This is a genomic window from Paraburkholderia xenovorans LB400 (assembly GCF_000013645.1).
GTDB classification, from domain to species: domain Bacteria; phylum Pseudomonadota; class Gammaproteobacteria; order Burkholderiales; family Burkholderiaceae; genus Paraburkholderia; species Paraburkholderia xenovorans.
In genome coordinates this window covers 4,208,786-4,224,742 of the sequence record NC_007951.1, presented here as the reverse complement: position 1 = coordinate 4,224,742, position 15,957 = coordinate 4,208,786, and the positions used below count along the sequence as shown (strand labels likewise).

At 62.0% G+C, this 15,957-nt stretch carries 15 protein-coding genes and 1 other RNA gene; 12 read left to right on the top strand and 4 right to left on the bottom strand.

Annotated features, from left to right (window positions below; translation table 11 throughout):
* Window positions 1-23: 23 nt before the first annotated feature.
* The 3 genes from eda (at window position 24) to BXE_RS18925 (ending at window position 2,825) form a co-directional block, all read left to right on the top strand.
* Complete coding sequence (gene eda / locus BXE_RS18935; protein WP_007180407.1) at window positions 24-665, top strand: bifunctional 4-hydroxy-2-oxoglutarate aldolase/2-dehydro-3-deoxy-phosphogluconate aldolase; 642 nt, start codon at window positions 24-26, stop codon at window positions 663-665.
* 254 nt (window positions 666-919) lie between these two features.
* Window positions 920-2,317: a GntP family permease gene (locus BXE_RS18930; protein WP_011489824.1), complete on the top strand. Its 1,398-nt coding sequence runs from the start codon at window positions 920-922 to the stop codon at window positions 2,315-2,317.
* A gap of 10 nt (window positions 2,318-2,327) precedes the next feature.
* Entirely contained in the window at window positions 2,328-2,825 is a 498-nt protein-coding gene (locus BXE_RS18925) for a gluconokinase (RefSeq protein ID WP_011489823.1), read from the top strand.
* A gap of 115 nt (window positions 2,826-2,940) precedes the next feature.
* On the opposite strand, the gene purB is transcribed toward BXE_RS18925, so the two are convergent.
* Together purB and BXE_RS18915 are read right to left on the bottom strand one after the other, a co-directional pair.
* On the bottom strand, window positions 2,941-4,329 hold the full coding sequence (gene purB, locus BXE_RS18920; protein WP_011489822.1) for an adenylosuccinate lyase: 1,389 nt from the start codon (window positions 4,327-4,329) through the stop codon (window positions 2,941-2,943).
* A 117-nt stretch (window positions 4,330-4,446) separates the two neighbouring features.
* Window positions 4,447-5,199, bottom strand: a complete 753-nt coding sequence (locus BXE_RS18915; RefSeq protein WP_011489821.1) for a glycosyltransferase family 2 protein — start codon at window positions 5,197-5,199, stop codon at window positions 4,447-4,449.
* 299 nt (window positions 5,200-5,498) lie between these two features.
* On the opposite strand from BXE_RS18915, the gene BXE_RS18910 reads away from it, so the two are divergent.
* The 6 genes from BXE_RS18910 (at window position 5,499) to BXE_RS18885 (ending at window position 11,294) form a co-directional block, all read left to right on the top strand.
* Window positions 5,499-6,455, top strand: a complete 957-nt coding sequence (locus tag BXE_RS18910; protein ID WP_011489820.1) for a LysR family transcriptional regulator — start codon at window positions 5,499-5,501, stop codon at window positions 6,453-6,455.
* Between the two features lie 136 nt (window positions 6,456-6,591).
* Complete coding sequence (locus tag BXE_RS18905) at window positions 6,592-7,914, top strand: Glu/Leu/Phe/Val family dehydrogenase (RefSeq protein WP_011489819.1); 1,323 nt, start codon at window positions 6,592-6,594, stop codon at window positions 7,912-7,914.
* 264 nt (window positions 7,915-8,178) lie between these two features.
* A complete protein-coding gene (locus BXE_RS18900) occupies window positions 8,179-9,072 on the top strand; it encodes a glutamate/aspartate ABC transporter substrate-binding protein (RefSeq protein ID WP_011489818.1) in 894 nt (297 codons plus the stop codon).
* 82 nt (window positions 9,073-9,154) lie between these two features.
* Window positions 9,155-9,895, top strand: a complete 741-nt coding sequence (locus BXE_RS18895; protein WP_011489817.1) for an amino acid ABC transporter permease — start codon at window positions 9,155-9,157, stop codon at window positions 9,893-9,895.
* Window positions 9,895-10,572 carry a glutamate/aspartate ABC transporter permease GltK gene (gltK, locus tag BXE_RS18890; protein WP_011489816.1) on the top strand — a complete coding sequence of 226 codons (678 nt, stop codon included), beginning with the start codon at window positions 9,895-9,897 and terminating at the stop codon, window positions 10,570-10,572. Before BXE_RS18895 ends, gltK begins: the two co-directional genes overlap by 1 nt.
* Window positions 10,569-11,294 (top strand): amino acid ABC transporter ATP-binding protein, encoded by a 726-nt coding sequence (locus BXE_RS18885; RefSeq protein WP_007180417.1) that lies wholly within the window; start codon window positions 10,569-10,571, stop codon window positions 11,292-11,294. Before gltK ends, BXE_RS18885 begins: the two co-directional genes overlap by 4 nt.
* Before the next feature lie 138 nt (window positions 11,295-11,432).
* On the opposite strand, the gene BXE_RS18880 is transcribed toward BXE_RS18885, so the two are convergent.
* A complete protein-coding gene (locus BXE_RS18880; protein ID WP_011489815.1) occupies window positions 11,433-12,368 on the bottom strand; it encodes a class II glutamine amidotransferase in 936 nt (311 codons plus the stop codon).
* Window positions 12,369-12,535: 167 nt separating this feature from the next.
* Here BXE_RS18880 and pyrC point away from each other — a divergent pair, with 167 nt between their 5' ends.
* The 3 genes from pyrC (at window position 12,536) to rnpB (ending at window position 14,947) form a co-directional block, all read left to right on the top strand.
* Window positions 12,536-13,597: a dihydroorotase gene (gene pyrC / locus BXE_RS18875; protein WP_011489814.1), complete on the top strand. Its 1,062-nt coding sequence runs from the start codon at window positions 12,536-12,538 to the stop codon at window positions 13,595-13,597.
* 12 nt (window positions 13,598-13,609) lie between these two features.
* Complete coding sequence (locus BXE_RS18870) at window positions 13,610-14,437, top strand: DUF3025 domain-containing protein (RefSeq protein ID WP_011489813.1); 828 nt, start codon at window positions 13,610-13,612, stop codon at window positions 14,435-14,437.
* Between the two features lie 96 nt (window positions 14,438-14,533).
* Window positions 14,534-14,947, top strand: an RNA gene (gene rnpB / locus BXE_RS43420) — RNase P RNA component class A.
* Between the two features lie 106 nt (window positions 14,948-15,053).
* Here the strand turns inward: rnpB and BXE_RS18865 are convergent.
* Entirely contained in the window at window positions 15,054-15,476 is a 423-nt protein-coding gene (locus tag BXE_RS18865) for an OsmC family protein (RefSeq protein WP_011489812.1), read from the bottom strand.
* Window positions 15,477-15,957 lie beyond the last annotated feature (481 nt).

The window sequence follows — 15,957 nt, the reverse complement described above, 5'->3', positions numbered from 1 at the left end:
GCTGCAGAACAAGGAGTCTGACTATGACGTCGAAAACAGTAAGCGATATCGTGCGCCTCGGCCCGGTGATTCCGGTGCTCGCGTTCGACTCGGTCGAACAGGGCGAACAGGTGTCGCGAGCGCTGCATGCGGGTGGCGTGAAGGTGCTGGAGATCACCTTGCGCACGGCGGCCGGCCTGGAAGCGATTGAACGCGCGAGCCAGCTGGCGGAAGACATCGTGGTCGGTGTCGGCACGATTACGAAGCCCGAGCACTGCGCTCAGGCTAAAAAGGCGGGCGCACAGTTCGGCGTCTCGCCGGGTTTGACGAAAGACATGCACAAGGCGGCACAGGACGCGGGCTTGCCGCTGCTGCCGGGCGTGATGACGCCGACCGACATCATCACGGCGCTCGAACTCGGCTACGAGATCGTGAAGTTTTTTCCGGCCCAGCAGGCCGGCGGCGTGCCGATGCTGCAAGCCTTTTACGGCCCGTTCCCGAATCTGAAATTCTGCCCGACCGGCGGTATCACGGCCGAATCGGCTTCGACTTTCCTGTCGTTGCCGAACGTGGTGTGCGTCGGCGGTTCGTGGCTCACGCCGAAAGCCGCGCTTGCTTCGCACAACTGGGAAGAGGTCACGCGTCTCGCGCGCGCCGCGAGCCAACTGGCCGCGCCCGCTCACTGAGTTGATGCGGCGCGCACGTTAAGCCGTTGTCAAGGCCCTATGCAAAGGAGCCTCGTCGATACAGCCGTTCGGGCTGTCGCGGCGAGGCTCCTTTTCGATATGCGCACGGAAGCGGTACGCGTGGGCAGACGACACACAGTAAAATTCGGCGTCCGCGCGGTGAGCCCGGTTTCAGGGTGCCGCACAGGTCACCGTGAGACAAGGTGCTGACCGTGTTCCGCACTCAGAATCAATAACGCAAAAGGAGGAGCTTCATGGAAGCTGTCCACGGCAGCATGCTGCTGGTCTTCGCGGCGATCGCCATCGCATTGCTGATCCTGCTGATCACGCGCTACAAGGTTTACCCGTTCCTCGTTCTGATCATCGTGTCGCTGCTGCTGGGTCTCGCATCCGGCATGCCGATCGGCACCATCGTCAAATCGTTCGAAACGGGCAACGGCAATACGCTTGGCCACATCGCGATCGTGGTCGGCCTCGGCACGATGCTCGGCAAGATGATGGCCGAATCCGGCGGCGCGGAGCGCATCGCCACCACGCTGATCGACTTCTTCGGCGAGAAGAACATCCACTGGGCGATGATGATCGTCGCGATCATCGTGGGCTTGCCGGTGTTCTTCGAAGTCGGCTTCGTGCTGCTGATTCCGATCGCTTTCAACGTCGCGAAGCGCACCAACAAGTCGTTGCTGCTGGTCGGCTTGCCAATGGTCGCGGGTCTGTCCGTCGTGCACGGGCTGCTTCCGCCGCACCCGGCCGCGATGCTCGCGGTGCAGGCATATCACGCGGATATCGGCAGGACCATCGCCTATGGCCTGATTGTCGGCGTGCCGACCGCGATCGTCGCGGGTCCGTTGTTTGCGTTGATGATCAGCCGCTATATCAAGCTGCCGAAAGACAACGCGCTCGCCTCGCAATTTCTCGGCGCCGATGAAACCGGTGCGGCGAACAACGGCAACGGCGAGCAAAAGACCGCGCCCAGGCGCGAACTGCCGAGCTTCGGCGTGACGCTGTTCACGATCCTGTTGCCGGTTATCCTGATGCTGGTGGGCAGTTGGGCCGACCTCGTGTTCACGCCGAAGACCCTCGCGAACGATCTGCTGCGTTTCGTCGGCAATTCGGATGTGGCGCTGCTGGTCGCGGTGCTGGTCAGTTTCTGGACCTTTGGTGCGAGCCGTGGCTTCGATCGCGAGCAGATCCAGAAATTCTGCGGCGAATGTCTCGCGCCGATCGCGGGCATTACGCTGATTGTCGGCGCGGGCGGCGGCTTTGGGCGCGTGCTGATGGATAGCGGCATTTCGAAGGAGATCGTCAACGCGGCGACGTCGGCGCATCTGTCGCCGCTGCTGTTCGGCTGGCTGGTCGCGGCGCTGATTCGCCTGGCCACCGGCTCGGCGACGGTCGCGATGACCACCGCTTGCGGCATCGTCGCGCCGATCGCGGCGGCGGGCGCGGTGCAGGTGAAGCCGGAACTGCTGGTGCTGGCCACGGGTTCGGGCTCGCTGATCTTTTCGCACGTGAACGACGGCGGTTTCTGGCTGATCAAGGAATACTTCGGGATGACGGTGGGGCAGACCTTCAAGACATGGTCGCTCCTCGAAACCATCATCTCGCTGATGGGTCTGGGTTTGACCTTCGCACTCGCGACGGTCGTGTAAGGAGTTTTTGATGATTCTGATCGCAATGGGCGTGTCGGGCGCCGGCAAGACGAGAATTGGCGAAATGCTGGCGGAGCGCCTGCACTGCGCGTTCACCGACGGCGACGCATTTCACAGCGCCGCCAACAAGGAGAAAATGCACCACGGCATTCCGCTGACGGATGAAGACCGCTGGCCCTGGCTGAAAACGATCCGCGCGGCGATTGAGGAGAAGCAGACGGCGGGCGAGACGGCGGTGTTCACGTGTTCGTCGCTGAAGCGCTCGTATCGCGACGTTCTGCGCGACGGCGACAAGGACGTGTGCTTCGTCTACCTCAAGGGTTCGCGTGAGGTGCTGGAGCAGCGCCTGACCACGCGCACCGGCCATTTTTTCGATCCGTCGCTGCTGCAAAGCCAGCTCGATACGCTCGAAGAACCGGGCGCCGATGAGGCGATCACGGTAAGCATCGAACTGTCGCCGGAAGAGATCGTCGACAGCGTGCTGATTCAGGTCGAAGCGCGTAAGTGAGTTTGCCTGGTTGCAGGTAGATAGATGTAAAAAAACCGCTTCTCGGAGCGGTTTTTTCATGCCTGGTGCAACAGGCGGGCAACAGGCGGCCAACAACCGATGCGGCCAATTGGGATCAGGCAATCCGCCTGGCCAGTTCGGCCGCCTTGCCGACATACGAAGCCGGCGTCATGGCCAGCAAACGATCCTTCGCGTCCTGCGGAATCGCCAGGCCGCTCACGAACGTTTGCAGCGCTTCGCGCGTGATGCCCTTGCCGCGCGTCAGTTCCTTCAGTTGTTCGTACGGATTCTCGATGCCGTAACGGCGCATTACCGTTTGCACCGGCTCGGCCAGCACTTCCCAGCAGTTGTCGAGGTCTTCGTGCAGGCGCTGCGCATTCACTTCGAGCTTGTCGAGGCCGCGGATCAGCGAGTCGTACGCAAGCAGCGAATAGCCGAACGCGACGCCGATATTGCGCAGCACCGTCGAGTCGGTCAGGTCGCGCTGCCAGCGCGACACCGGCAGCTTGTCGGCGAGATGGCGCAGCGTGGCGTTCGCCAGCCCCAGGTTGCCTTCGGAGTTTTCGAAGTCGATCGGATTGACCTTGTGCGGCATCGTGGACGAACCGATTTCGCCGGCCTTGGTGCGTTGCTTGAAGTAACCGACCGAGATGTAGCCCCACACGTCGCGGTCCAGATCCAGCAGGATCGTATTGGCGCGCGACATGGCGTCGAACAGTTCGGCCATGTAGTCGTGCGGTTCGATCTGGATCGTGTACGGATTGAACGTGAGTTTCAGGCGCTGCTCGACCACTTCGCGCGAGAACGCTTCCCAGTCGAACTCCGGATACGCGGACAGGTGCGCGTTGAAGTTGCCGACCGCGCCGTTCATCTTGCCGAGCAGTTCGACCTTTGCGATGCGGTCGATCGCGCGTTCCAGACGCGCGGCCACGTTGGCGATTTCCTTGCCGAGCGTGGTCGGGCTGGCCGGCTGGCCGTGCGTGCGCGACAGCATGGACTGGTCGGCCAGCGTGTGAGCCAGTGCGACGAGACGCTGATGCACCGAGCGCAGCGCCGGCAGAATCACGTGTTCACGGGCGCCCGCGAGCATCAGGCCATGCGAGGTGTTGTTGATGTCTTCCGAGGTACACGCGAAGTGGATGAACTCGCTCGCGCGCTCCAGTTCTTCCTGACCCTTGACCGACTCCTTGAGCCAATACTCGACCGCTTTCACGTCGTGATTCGTCACACGCTCGATTTCCTTGATGCGCGCGGCGTCGTGCGCCGTGAAGCGCTCCGCCAGTTGCAGCAGGAATTGTTCGGCGGCTTCGGAGAAACGCGGCACTTCGGCGAAACCGGCATGCGAGAGTGCGATCAGCCAATGAATTTCGACCGTCACGCGATTGCGCATGAACGCGGCTTCCGAGAGCCAGTCGCGCAGGGCTTCGGTTTTCGACGCATAACGGCCGTCGAGCGGGGAGAGCGCGTTCAGCGCGAACAGGGTGTCGGGGCGGGTGTCGGACATGATGGGGGCCGGGTGAGGGCAAAGAGCAAGGGTGAAAACGTGGAAGAAACTGCGGGAAGCGCGAATTTTACCACCGGACGCCGACAGCCCCGATTTCCCGTGGCAGGCCCGAGGCGCCTAGCCCCGGTGGCCTTCGTAGCCCGGAAACAGCGTGGGGAGAATGAACGACGGCATCGTATAGCGCGAAAAGCACCGCGAGGTCGAAGAGGGATGGACCAGATGCAGGCAACTGGCGCGCGGATCGTCTACCGCGATGACTTTGCGGCCGGTGTCGACCACGCGGCGGATAAAGCGCTCGTCTTCATAGAGATCGATGTCGTCGAAGGCCGACACTGCGGCGAGCGCCTTGTCGTACACATACGAGAAACCATAGAACAGGATGAAATCCGCGCCGATCTGCATTTTCTCGTGGAATTCAATGTGGCTGACCGAGCGGCCGCTCAGCTCGTAGTGGAGGCCCACCTTCGCGTTCAGGTCCATGTAGCCGAAGAACTGCGTGTGCGGCGCGTACATGAAAAAGCCCGATAGCTTGATGAGGTCCGCGCCGTTGTCCTGCATCGTTCCGATCATGTGCGCGAGGTAATGCGGCGCGTAGTGGTCGTCGTCGTCGAAATGCGCGATTACCGGTCCGCGCGCCTCGCCGATCAGGTAGTTGCGCTTTGCGCCGATCGACATGCGCGTGGGTGAATGAAAATAGCGGATGCGTGCGTCCTGCGATGCCAGCGCCCGCATGCACGCGCTCGGCTCGGCGCTGTCGTCGAGCACCAGCCATTCCCAGTCGACTTGCTGGCTAAGAACGCAGCGCGCGGCGGCCGGCAGCAGAGCTTCGCGATTGGCCGTCGGCGTGATGATGGAAACGAGTGGGGACATGGCTGGGTGCTGGAAGGGATTGTCGATAGCCGGAGTTGCGTGGCTGCGGCGTGGTGCGATTCGGAATGGCGGCTGCCTGGTCCTGCCGGGCGCGGTGTCGTTCGGGGCAATGTGATTGCCGGGTTGGACAGCGGGTCCGCGAATTGCCCGAGGCAAGATATAGAGTCGCCTCGATCCGGCCTATCGGCATAGTCCGATTTCGCGGGCAGACATGGCCGGACCTTGCCGCGTCGCCGTGGTCCGCTTCGCGACAGCATCTAGAATGCTGACTTCTTCCCTCCGCTGGTGGCAGGCCCCGCATGGAACTGAAATGGCTCGAAGACTTCGTCTCGCTCGCGGAAACGCGTAGTTTCAGTCGTTCGGCGGAGTTGCGGCACGTCACGCAGCCGGCTTTCTCACGGCGGATCCAGGCGCTGGAAGCATGGCTCGGCACGGAACTGATCGACCGTTCGGTTTACCCGACGCGGCTGACGGCGGCCGGCCAGGTGTTCAACGAGCAGGCGCTCGCCATGCTGTCGCAATTCCACGAGGCGCGGGCGTTGCTGCGCGGCCATACGGCGACGCCGCAGGCGACCATCGAGTTCGCGGTGCCGCATACGCTGTCCTTGACTTACTTTCCGCGCTGGCTGCAGCGTATCGAAGCGCAGATGGGCCCGATCCATACGCGGCTGCGCGCGCTGAACGTGCACGATGCGGCGTTGTCGCTCGTGGAAGGCGGCTGCGATCTGATGATGGGCTATCACCATCCGAGCCACCCGGTCGCCCTCGATCCGGGCCGCTACGACATGCTGACGCTCGGCAACGAGCCGATCAGTCCGTTTTCGGCGCCCGGCCGCGCGGGCCGGCCGCGTCACACGTTGCCGGGCAGCGCCGAGGCGCCCACGCCGTATCTGTCCTATACGCCGAACGCCTATCTGGGCCGCATGACCGAAGTGATCCTGGCCAACGCGCCGGAGCGTCTCTATCTCGACCGGCTCTATGAAACCGACATGGCCGAAGGACTCAAGGCGATGGCGCTGGCCGGACACGGCATCGCCTTCCTGCCGCACAGCGCGGTGGAAGACGCGGTCGCCGACGGCAAGCTGATCCGCCTCGACCGCGCCACCCGCGGCACACCGGAAGGCCAGCTCACGCTGACAATGGAGATCCGTCTCTATCGCGACAAGCTCGCGGCGAAGAGCGACGATGCCCGCCAGATCCTCGTGCGTCAGTTGTGGGACGTGGTGTCGCAGGAACTGGCGCCGGACGCGCCCTGAACCTGCGTCCTTACGACGCGAATTTGCAGCTTCCCGATGGTTATGCAAAAAAAACATAATCGGATAAGGAAACGGCATTGGATTTCAAAACGGCGTTTTTCGACAATGCTGTCATTCGATCAACGCCGGAGCGTTCATGTCATCCCAGCAACAGGCAGCACAACTCGCACAATCCGCAGCAACGTTGCACTCGGTTCCTTCCTACCTGAATAAAGACGACCTCGGCCCGTGGGGCAACTACCTGCGTCAGGTCGATCGCGTCGCGCCGTACCTCGGCTCCCTGTCCCGCTGGCTCGAAACCCTGAAGCGCCCGAAGCGCATTCTGATCGTCGACGTGCCTATCGAACTCGATAACGGCACGGTCGCTCACTTCGAAGGCTATCGCGTGCAGCACAACGTATCGCGCGGTCCGGGCAAGGGCGGTGTGCGTTATCACCAGGACGTGACGTTGTCGGAAGTGATGGCGCTGTCGGCGTGGATGTCGGTGAAGAATGCTGCGGTGAACGTCCCGTACGGCGGCGCGAAGGGCGGCATCCGTGTCGATCCGCGCACCTTGTCGCGTGGTGAGTTGGAGCGTGTGACGCGCCGCTATACCAGCGAAATCGGCATCATCATCGGACCGAATACCGACATTCCCGCGCCGGACGTGAACACGAACGAGCAGATCATGGCGTGGATGATGGACACCTACTCGATGAACCAGGGCCAAACGGCCACGGGCGTCGTGACGGGCAAGCCGATCACGCTGGGCGGCTCGCTCGGCCGCCGCGAGGCAACCGGCCGCGGCGTGTTCGTGGTGGCGTCGGAAGCCGCACGCCGTATCGGCGTGGACATCGAAGGCGCGCGCATCGCGGTGCAGGGTTTCGGCAACGTGGGCGGGATCGCGGCGCGTCTGTTCCAGGAAGCGGGTTCGAAGCTGGTCGCGGTGCAGGATCACACCGGCTCGCTGTACAAGTCCACGGGTATCGACGCGGTTGCATTGCTCGAGCACGTCGCAAAACACGGCGGCGTGGGCGGCTTCCCGGAAGCGGATGCCGTGAGCAATGAAGAATTCTGGACGGTCGAATCGGACATCCTGATTCCGGCCGCGCTGGAAAACCAGATCACCGAAAAGAACGCGGCGAAGATCAGGACGAAGATCGTCGTGGAAGGCGCCAACGGCCCGACCACTACGGCGGCGGACGACATCCTGCACGATCGCGGCATTCTCGTGATTCCGGACGTGGTGGCCAACGCCGGCGGCGTGACCGTGTCGTACTTCGAATGGGTGCAGGACTTCTCGAGCTTCTTCTGGACGGAAGACGAGATCAACCAGCGTCTGGAGCGTGTGATGCGCGAAGCGTTCGCCGCGGTGTGGCAGGTTTCGAGCGAGCAGAAGGTGTCCGTGCGGACCGCGGCGTTTATCGTCGCGTGTAAGCGGATTCTGGAAGCGCGCGAACTGCGCGGCCTGTATCCCTGATTTTTCCGCTTCGAACGGCGGTTCTGTCATCTCGCAGAACCGCCGCCAATCCCTGTTTTGACGCGGCTCACGAGACCGCGTGCGGGGCCCGGCGGGCGGCATCGTATCGATGCCGCCCGCCTTTGCATGTCCGGAAAGGTTGGCCGGCCGGCCGCCAGCGCCGCAAACGCTTAGCGGCGGCCACGCAACAACATGGTTTATAGCGATACTTTCAGAATAATTACTTTGCTAAACTGGCGCCGGTTCTTGCCAAGGAGATCAAAAATGAAGGTTAAAAAAGCTGCGCTGCTGCTCGCGACTCTCGGACTGTTCACGGTTGGCGCGCATGCGCAAGACGCTGGTACGCTGAAAAAGATCAAGGATACGGGCGTCATTTCGCTGGGTCATCGCGAATCGTCGATCCCGTTTTCGTATTACGACGACAAGCAGAACGTTATCGGCTACTCGCAGGAATTCGCCCTGAAAGTGGTGGATGCGGTGAAACAGAAGCTGAACATGCCGAACCTGAAGGTGAAGCTCACGCCGGTCACGTCGCAGAACCGTATTCCGCTGGTGCAGAACGGCACCGTCGACATGGAATGCGGCTCGACCACCAACAATGCTGAACGTCAGCAGCAGGTCGCCTTTTCGAACACGATTTTCGTGATCGGCACGCGCCTCATGACCAAGAAAGACTCCGGCATCAAGGACTGGGCCGACCTGAAGGGCAAGACGGTCGTCACGACCGCCGGCACCACCTCCGAGCGCCTGCTTCGCAAGATGAACCAGGACAAGAGCATGGGCATGAACATCATCAGCGCGAAGGACCACGGCGAGTCGTTCCTGACGCTCTCCACGGGCCGCGCCGCTGCCTTCATGATGGACGACGCACTGCTCGCGGGCGAACGCGCGAAGTCGAACAACCCGGGCGATTTCGTGATCGTCGGCGCGCCGCAATCGCATGAAGCGTACGGCTGCATGATTCGCAAGAACGATCCGGAATTCAAGAAGGTGGTCGACGACGCGATCGCCAAGGTCGAAACCTCGGGCGAAGCCGATCAGATCTACAAGAAGTGGTTCGAAACGCCGATTCCGCCGAAGGGCCTGAACCTGAACTTCCCGGAAAGCGACGACATCAAGGCGCTCTACAAGAGCCCGAATGACAAGGCAATCGACTAAACCTTAGCTGTTTTTTTGAAACGCTGAACGAAACGGAAGGGGCCACGCGCTTCTTCCGTTTCTTTTTGCTGGAGTCTTGGTCATGTCATATCACTGGAACTGGGGCATTCTGCTGAGTCCCGTCTCCACCGGCGAGCCGACCACCTATCTGGGCTGGCTGCTGTCGGGCTTCTGGGTGACGATTACCGTGTCGCTGTCGGCATGGGTGATCGCGCTGATCGTCGGGTCGTTGTTCGGCGTGTTGCGCACGGTGCCGAATAAATGGGCGTCGGGTATCGGCACGCTCTATGTCGCGATTTTCCGAAACATTCCGCTGATCGTGCAGTTCTTCATCTGGTATCTGGTGATACCGGAGTTGCTGCCCGTATCAATGGGCAACTGGTTCAAGCAACTGCCGCCGGGCGCGCAGTTCTTTTCGTCGTCGATCATCTGTCTCGGGCTCTTCACTGCCGCGCGCGTGTGCGAGCAGGTGCGCTCGGGTATCAACGCACTGCCGCGCGGCCAGCGCGCCGCGGGTCTGGCAATGGGCTTCACGCAATGGCAGACGTACCGCTATGTGCTGCTGCCGGTCGCATACCGGATCATCGTGCCGCCGCTCACGTCCGAGTTTCTGAATATTTTCAAGAACTCGGCGGTCGCGTCGACGATCGGCCTGCTCGATCTGTCCGCTCAGGCGCGCCAACTGGTCGACTACACGTCGCAGACGTATGAGTCGTTTATCGCGGTCACGGTGGCGTACATGCTGATCAATCTGGTCGTGATGCAACTCATGCGCTGGGTCGAAGCGAAGACCCGGTTGCCCGGCTATATCGGAGGCAAGTAATGCACCATTTCGACTGGAGCGGTATTCCGGGCGCATTGCCTACGCTGTGGACCGGCGCCGTAGTCACTCTCAAGATCACGCTGATCGCGATCGTGTTCGGCATTATCTGGGGCACCGTTCTCGCGATGTTGCGGCTGTCGTCGTTCAAACCGTTCGAGTGGTTCGCGAAGGGCTACGTGACGATCTTCCGTTCCATCCCGCTGGTGATGGTGCTGCTGTGGTTCTTCCTGATCGTGCCGCAAGTGCTGCAGAACGTGCTCGGCCTGTCGGCGGATATCGACATTCGTCTTGCGTCGGCCATGGTCGCGTTCTCGCTGTTCGAGGCCGCGTACTATTCGGAGATCATCCGCGCCGGCATTCAGGCCGTGCCGCGCGGACAGGTCAACGCGGCGTTCGCGCTCGGCATGAACTACGCGCAGGCCATGCGCCTGATCGTGCTGCCGCAGGCATTCCGCGCGATGGTGCCGCTGCTGCTCACGCAGGGTATCGTGCTGTTTCAGGATACGTCGCTCGTCTACGTAATCAGCCTCGCCGACTTCTTCCGCACCGCTACGAATATTGGCGACCGTGACGGTACGAATATCGAGATGGTACTGTTCGCGGGCGCGTGTTATTTCGTGGTCTGCGTGATCGCGTCGAGCCTCGTCAAAGGTCTTCAGAAAAAGGTCGCAAGATGATCTCTATCAAGAATGTTTCGAAGTGGTACGGTCAGTTTCAGGTGCTGACCGACTGCACGACGGAAGTCAAAAAAGGTGAAGTGGTGGTGGTGTGCGGGCCGTCGGGTTCGGGCAAGTCCACGCTGATCAAAACCGTCAACGGCCTCGAGCCGTTCCAGAAGGGCGAGATCATCATCAACGGTCAGTCGCTCACCGACAAGAAAACCAATCTGTCGAAGCTGCGCTCCAAGGTCGGCATGGTGTTCCAGCACTTCGAACTGTTTCCGCATCTGTCGATCGTGCAGAACCTCACGCTCGCACAGGTGAAGGTGCTCGGCCGCTCGAAAGACGAAGCCACGGCGAAAGGGCTGAAGCTGCTCGATCGCGTGGGCCTGCGTGCGCATGCGGACAAGTTTCCGGGCCAGTTGTCGGGCGGTCAGCAACAGCGCGTGGCGATTGCGCGCGCGTTGTCGATGGACCCGATCGCCATGCTGTTCGACGAGCCGACTTCGGCGCTCGATCCGGAAATGATCAACGAAGTGCTCGACGTGATGGTCGAACTCGCACAGGAAGGCATGACCATGATGTGCGTCACGCACGAAATGGGCTTCGCGAAGAAGGTCGCGCATCGCGTGATCTTCATGGACAAGGGCTTGATCGTGGAAGACGACCGCAAGGAAGACTTCTTCGCCAATCCGAAGTCGGATCGCGCGAAGGACTTTCTGGCCAAAATCCTGCACTGAGTGGGTTTTGGGGCCGCGCCGTTCAGGCGGTGCGGCCTCCCACAAAGCACAGAAACAGAAAAGCCGCTTCGAAAGCGGCTTTTCTGTTTCTGGCGCTTCGGCTTGAGCGAACGCCGGCGGCCTTAACTGCTCAAGCGCTCAGGATTCGAATGCGGCGGCGTCGTCCGCTGCTTCCAGATCCACTTCGGCGTCCCTCTCGGGCATGGCTTCAGCCGAAGCCGCGATCGTGCTGGCCGAAGCCGACGCGTCCAAAGCGGGATTGCGCAGCTTTTCGAGCACCGAAGCCGGCACCGGCACGTTCACGCGGCCGATTACCTCGCCATGCTGGAACATCATCAGATCGCCCGGTTCGAACGCGGTCCAGACTTCGTTGTCGGTCAGCGGCTTGGTGGCGATCACCGCGACGCGGTCTTCGGGCGTGGTGTATTTGGCGAAATCGATCGACACGTCCGCGTCGACGAGATGCGCGGTGGAAAACGGCCAGCGGCGCACGATGTAGTACAGATGGGTCGAGCAATGCGCGAACAGCGCCTGGCCGTTCGACATCAGGAAATTGAACACGCCGAACTGCGTGATTTCGCGCGTGAGCGTTTCGAGCGCGGCAAACAGTTCGTCGAGCGGCGGCTGCTGCGCGCCCGGAAAGGCCTTACGCAAACCTTCGAGCAGCGCGCAGAAAGCCAGTTCGCTGTCGGTCGTGCCGACCGGCTGGTACACGCCCGACAGCACAGGCGAATAATCCTTGAGGTCGCCGTTGTGCGCGAAGATCCAGTGGCGTCCCCACAGTTCGCGCATGAACGGGTGGCAGTTTTCCAGCAGGATGTGCCCCTGCGTCGCCTTGCGGATATGCGCAATGGTGTTCTTCGATTTGATCGGGTAGCGCTTGACCATTTCGGCGATCGGCGAGGTGGCCGACGATTGATGGTCGATGAACAGGCGGCAGGCTTTGTCTTCGAAGAAGGCGATGCCCCAGCCGTCGGCATGGTGATCGGTGACGCCGCCGCGCGCCGCAAAGCCGGTGAACGAGAACGTGACGTCCGTTGGCGCGGCGCAGTTCATTCCGAGAAGTTGGCACATGTTGCGGGTAAGCCTGTGAACGGGGCGAGCCGTTACAATGATGATTTTCCAAGCATATCACCGAGCCAGAAACGCCAAATAGCAAAATTGACGTGTGTTCATGCCGCAACGGCGCGGTTTGACCGCATAGATTGGCTTTTGTCGCCGAACTCGTCCCCCTTTTCGCCATGACCGCTTCCAACGCTTCCCTCGACTCCATCACGCTCGCCCGGCCGGACGACTGGCACCTGCACGTCCGCGACGGCGCGATGCTGGCCGCCGTGCTGCCGGACACCGCGCGCCAGTTCGGCCGCGCGATCATCATGCCGAACCTGAAGCCGCCGGTCACGACCACCGCAATGGCGCAGGCTTATCGCGAGCGGATCGTCACCGCGATTCCCGAAGGCGCGAAGTTCGAACCGCTGATGACGCTGTACCTGACCGACAACACGCCGCCCGACGAAATCCGCCGCGCGCGCGAAAGCGGCTTCGTGCACGGTGTGAAGCTGTACCCGGCGGGCGCGACGACCAATTCGGACGCGGGCGTCACCGACATCATGAAGTGCGCGAAAACGCTCGAAGTGATGCAGGAACTGGGCATGCCGCTGCTGGTGCACGGCGAAGTGACGGATGCGTCGATCGATCTGTTCGACCGCGAGAAGGTGTTCATCGACCGGGTCATGACGCCGCTGCGCCGCGCGTTTCCGGCGCTGAAGGTGGTGTTCGAGCACATCACCACGAAAGACGCGGTCGACTATATCCGCGAAGCCGGCGTGGCGCCGGAAGTGCTGGGCGCGACGATCACCGCGCATCATCTGCTGTACAACCGCAACGCGATCTTCCAGGGCGGTATTCGCCCGCATTACTACTGCTTGCCCGTGTTGAAGCGGGAGACGCATCGGGTGGCGCTGGTCGAGGCGGCGACGTCGGGCAATCCGCGCTTTTTCCTCGGAACGGACAGCGCGCCGCACCCGAAGGGGCTGAAAGAGCATGCGTGCGGCTGCGCGGGCTGCTACACGGCGCTGCACGCTTTGGAGCTCTATACGGAAGCATTCGACAAGGCCGGCGCGCTGGACAAGCTCGAAGGTTTCGCGAGCTTTTTCGGCGCGGATTTCTATGGTCTGCCGCGTAACGAAGAGAAGGTCACGTTGCGTCGCGAGGAATGGACGCTGCCGGCCGAACTGCCGGTCGGCGATACGCCGGTCGTGCCGCTGCGCGGCGGCGAGTCGATCGGCTGGCGCCTGGTTTAAGGCATCAGCACGATGCAGGCGCGTGAGGCGGAGCCGCCGGGCTTCGCTGCCATCGACTGGTCGAAGCCGTGGTTCGCGCCGTTCGCCGAACGCGGCAAGCGCTGGCAGCAGGCTGCGCTGACGAGCTACCAGGCGTTGCTCGCGGAAATGAACGCCGATGCCGGGGAGCTGCGGCAGAGCACAGGCCGTGGTCAACGCCTCGCGTTCATCGCGCAGGACGATCTGCCGCCCGGCGCGGCGTACGAGGCGCATATCGCGGCAACCGGCTGCGTGCCGACACGCCACAATCTGCACGACTTCTTCAATGCATCGATGTGGTTTGCCTTTCCGCGCATCAAGGCGGCGCTGAACGCGCGGCAGTCGGCGGCGATCGACGCGTTAGGCGTCGGTTCGAGCCGCGGCGGCGTACGCGACATGCTGACCCTGTTCGACGAGAACGCACTGCTGTTCGCGTGCGCGGATGCCGCTTTGGGCGCGGCATTGCGCGGGTTCGACTGGCACACGCTGCTGGTCGCCCGACGCGATGCCTGGGGCGCGGGTTGCGAAGTGCGCTGCTTCGGCCACGCGCTGATGGAAAAGCTGGTTGCGCCGTTCAAGGCCTGCACGGGGCATGCGTGGATCGTCGACGTGCCGGCCGGGTACTTTGAATGGGACGCCATGAAGCGCGAAGCGTTTCTGGACGAGTCGGTCGCCGCGGCGCTGCTTGGCACTGACGCACTGACGAGCCGCATGTTCGCGCCATTGCCGGTGCTGGGCATTCCGGGCTGGTGGCCGGACAACGAATCGTCCGTGTTTTACGACGACACGTCCGTGTTTCGCGCGGGGCGGCGCGCGCGCTGAGCGCGGTGAGGTTCGTCGCGGCATTTCCTGGTCATCCGGCTATTTCAGCCGTTGCTCCGGCTTCCCGCTGCCGCAGGTGTTAAAATCCGCCCCAGCAAAGCAGGCTAGGCAGTCGCGGCCTCCGCGGTTTCGACCAAAGAGGGCGAGGAAAGTCCGGACTCCACAGGGCAGGGTGATGGCTAACGGCCATCCGTGGCAACACGCGGAACAGGGCAACAGAAAGCAAACCGCCGATGGCCCGGCGCAAGCCGGGATCAGGTAAGGGTGAAACGGTGCGGTAAGAGCGCACCGCGGCTGCTGCAAGGCAGACCGGCACGGTAACCTCCACCCGGAGCAATTCCAAGTAGGCAGGCTGGCATCTTCGAGATGCAGGGCGGGGCCCCCGTCACGTCTGCGGGTAGGAAGCTTGAGCGCGTCAGCAATGGCGCGCCTAGAGGAATGGCTGCCACGCGCGCCGCGTCTTCGGACGTGGCGCGTGCACAGAATCCGGCTTATCGGCCTGCTTTGCCACCTGACAAAAGAAAATGCCGGCTCCATATGGAGGCCGGCATTTTCTTTTGTACGCCCGGTCCGGCGGCGAGCGTTCCGGCCCGCGCCGCAACCGCCAAGTCCGCTTTCAGCTCGCGACGATCTCGAACGAGTGCGTCAGCTCGGCGGTCTTGGCGATCATGATCGAGGCCGAGCAGTATTTGTCGTGCGACAGGTTGATGGCGCGTTCCACCGTGGCCGGATTGAGATTCTTGCCCGTCACGGTGAAATGGAAGTGAATCTTCGTGAACACTTTCGGATCTTCGCTGGCGCGCTCGGCCTTCAGCGTCACCGAACAACCGGCGATTTCCTGACGGCTTTTCTTCAGGATCATCACGACGTCGTAGGCGGTGCAGCCACCGGTGCCGAGCAAAACCATTTCCATCGGACGCGGCGCGAGATTGCGGCCGCCGCCTTCAGGCGCGCCGTCCATCGCCACCAGATGGCCGCTGCCCGTCTCGGCTGCAAACGCCATCCCGTCTTGCCCCATCCAGCTTACTTTGCATTCCATGCTCTGCTCCACCGCGCTTCGCTTTATCGAGACGGCATTGTAGCCCGGTGTTCGAGTGTCCGCCCGAGGCGACATTTGCCACAAGTTATGCGCAATGACGGCTTGCGTGCTGCGCTGCGGCATGGTCAGCCAGTTCGGGAATGCCCTGACGAATTTAGGGGTTTTACTCTAGGCGATATCTGTGAGCGTCGCTGCTCCGGTATCCCTTAGTATCTGATTCAAAAGAATTTTTCGCGTGCTCGAGTCGCGAAATGCGATTGCCGTATTGTGAAATCGCATTTCGTAATGCAAACATTCTTGCGTCGCACAAGGTGCACTCATATAATTCGATCTGTCTCCTCCACCTCCTCCTTTGGTGGATTAAACCCGAACCGCTCGTTCGGGTTTTTTTTCGCCCGCATCCTGTTCGGGCGCGGGCGGTTTGGGCACGAAAGGGTGCTAAAACGCACTCCGTGGCCGCCGGATCGCCGGAGATCTCGCG

Excerpts from the sequence above, each read along its gene's own strand:
- eda (WP_007180407.1), top strand. The coding sequence starts at position 24 with ATGACGTCGAAAACAGTAAGCGATATCGTGCGCCTCGGCCCGGTGATT.
- BXE_RS18930 (WP_011489824.1), top strand. The coding sequence starts at position 920 with ATGGAAGCTGTCCACGGCAGCATGCTGCTGGTCTTCGCGGCGATCGCC.
- BXE_RS18925 (WP_011489823.1), top strand. The coding sequence starts at position 2,328 with ATGATTCTGATCGCAATGGGCGTGTCGGGCGCCGGCAAGACGAGAATT.
- purB (WP_011489822.1), bottom strand. The coding sequence starts at position 4,329 with ATGTCCGACACCCGCCCCGACACCCTGTTCGCGCTGAACGCGCTCTCC.
- BXE_RS18915 (WP_011489821.1), bottom strand. The coding sequence starts at position 5,199 with ATGTCCCCACTCGTTTCCATCATCACGCCGACGGCCAATCGCGAAGCT.
- BXE_RS18910 (WP_011489820.1), top strand. The coding sequence starts at position 5,499 with ATGGAACTGAAATGGCTCGAAGACTTCGTCTCGCTCGCGGAAACGCGT.
- BXE_RS18905 (WP_011489819.1), top strand. The coding sequence starts at position 6,592 with ATGTCATCCCAGCAACAGGCAGCACAACTCGCACAATCCGCAGCAACG.
- BXE_RS18900 (WP_011489818.1), top strand. The coding sequence starts at position 8,179 with ATGAAGGTTAAAAAAGCTGCGCTGCTGCTCGCGACTCTCGGACTGTTC.
- BXE_RS18895 (WP_011489817.1), top strand. The coding sequence starts at position 9,155 with ATGTCATATCACTGGAACTGGGGCATTCTGCTGAGTCCCGTCTCCACC.
- gltK (WP_011489816.1), top strand. The coding sequence starts at position 9,895 with ATGCACCATTTCGACTGGAGCGGTATTCCGGGCGCATTGCCTACGCTG.
- BXE_RS18885 (WP_007180417.1), top strand. The coding sequence starts at position 10,569 with ATGATCTCTATCAAGAATGTTTCGAAGTGGTACGGTCAGTTTCAGGTG.
- BXE_RS18880 (WP_011489815.1), bottom strand. The coding sequence starts at position 12,368 with ATGTGCCAACTTCTCGGAATGAACTGCGCCGCGCCAACGGACGTCACG.
- pyrC (WP_011489814.1), top strand. The coding sequence starts at position 12,536 with ATGACCGCTTCCAACGCTTCCCTCGACTCCATCACGCTCGCCCGGCCG.
- BXE_RS18870 (WP_011489813.1), top strand. The coding sequence starts at position 13,610 with ATGCAGGCGCGTGAGGCGGAGCCGCCGGGCTTCGCTGCCATCGACTGG.
- BXE_RS18865 (WP_011489812.1), bottom strand. The coding sequence starts at position 15,476 with ATGGAATGCAAAGTAAGCTGGATGGGGCAAGACGGGATGGCGTTTGCA.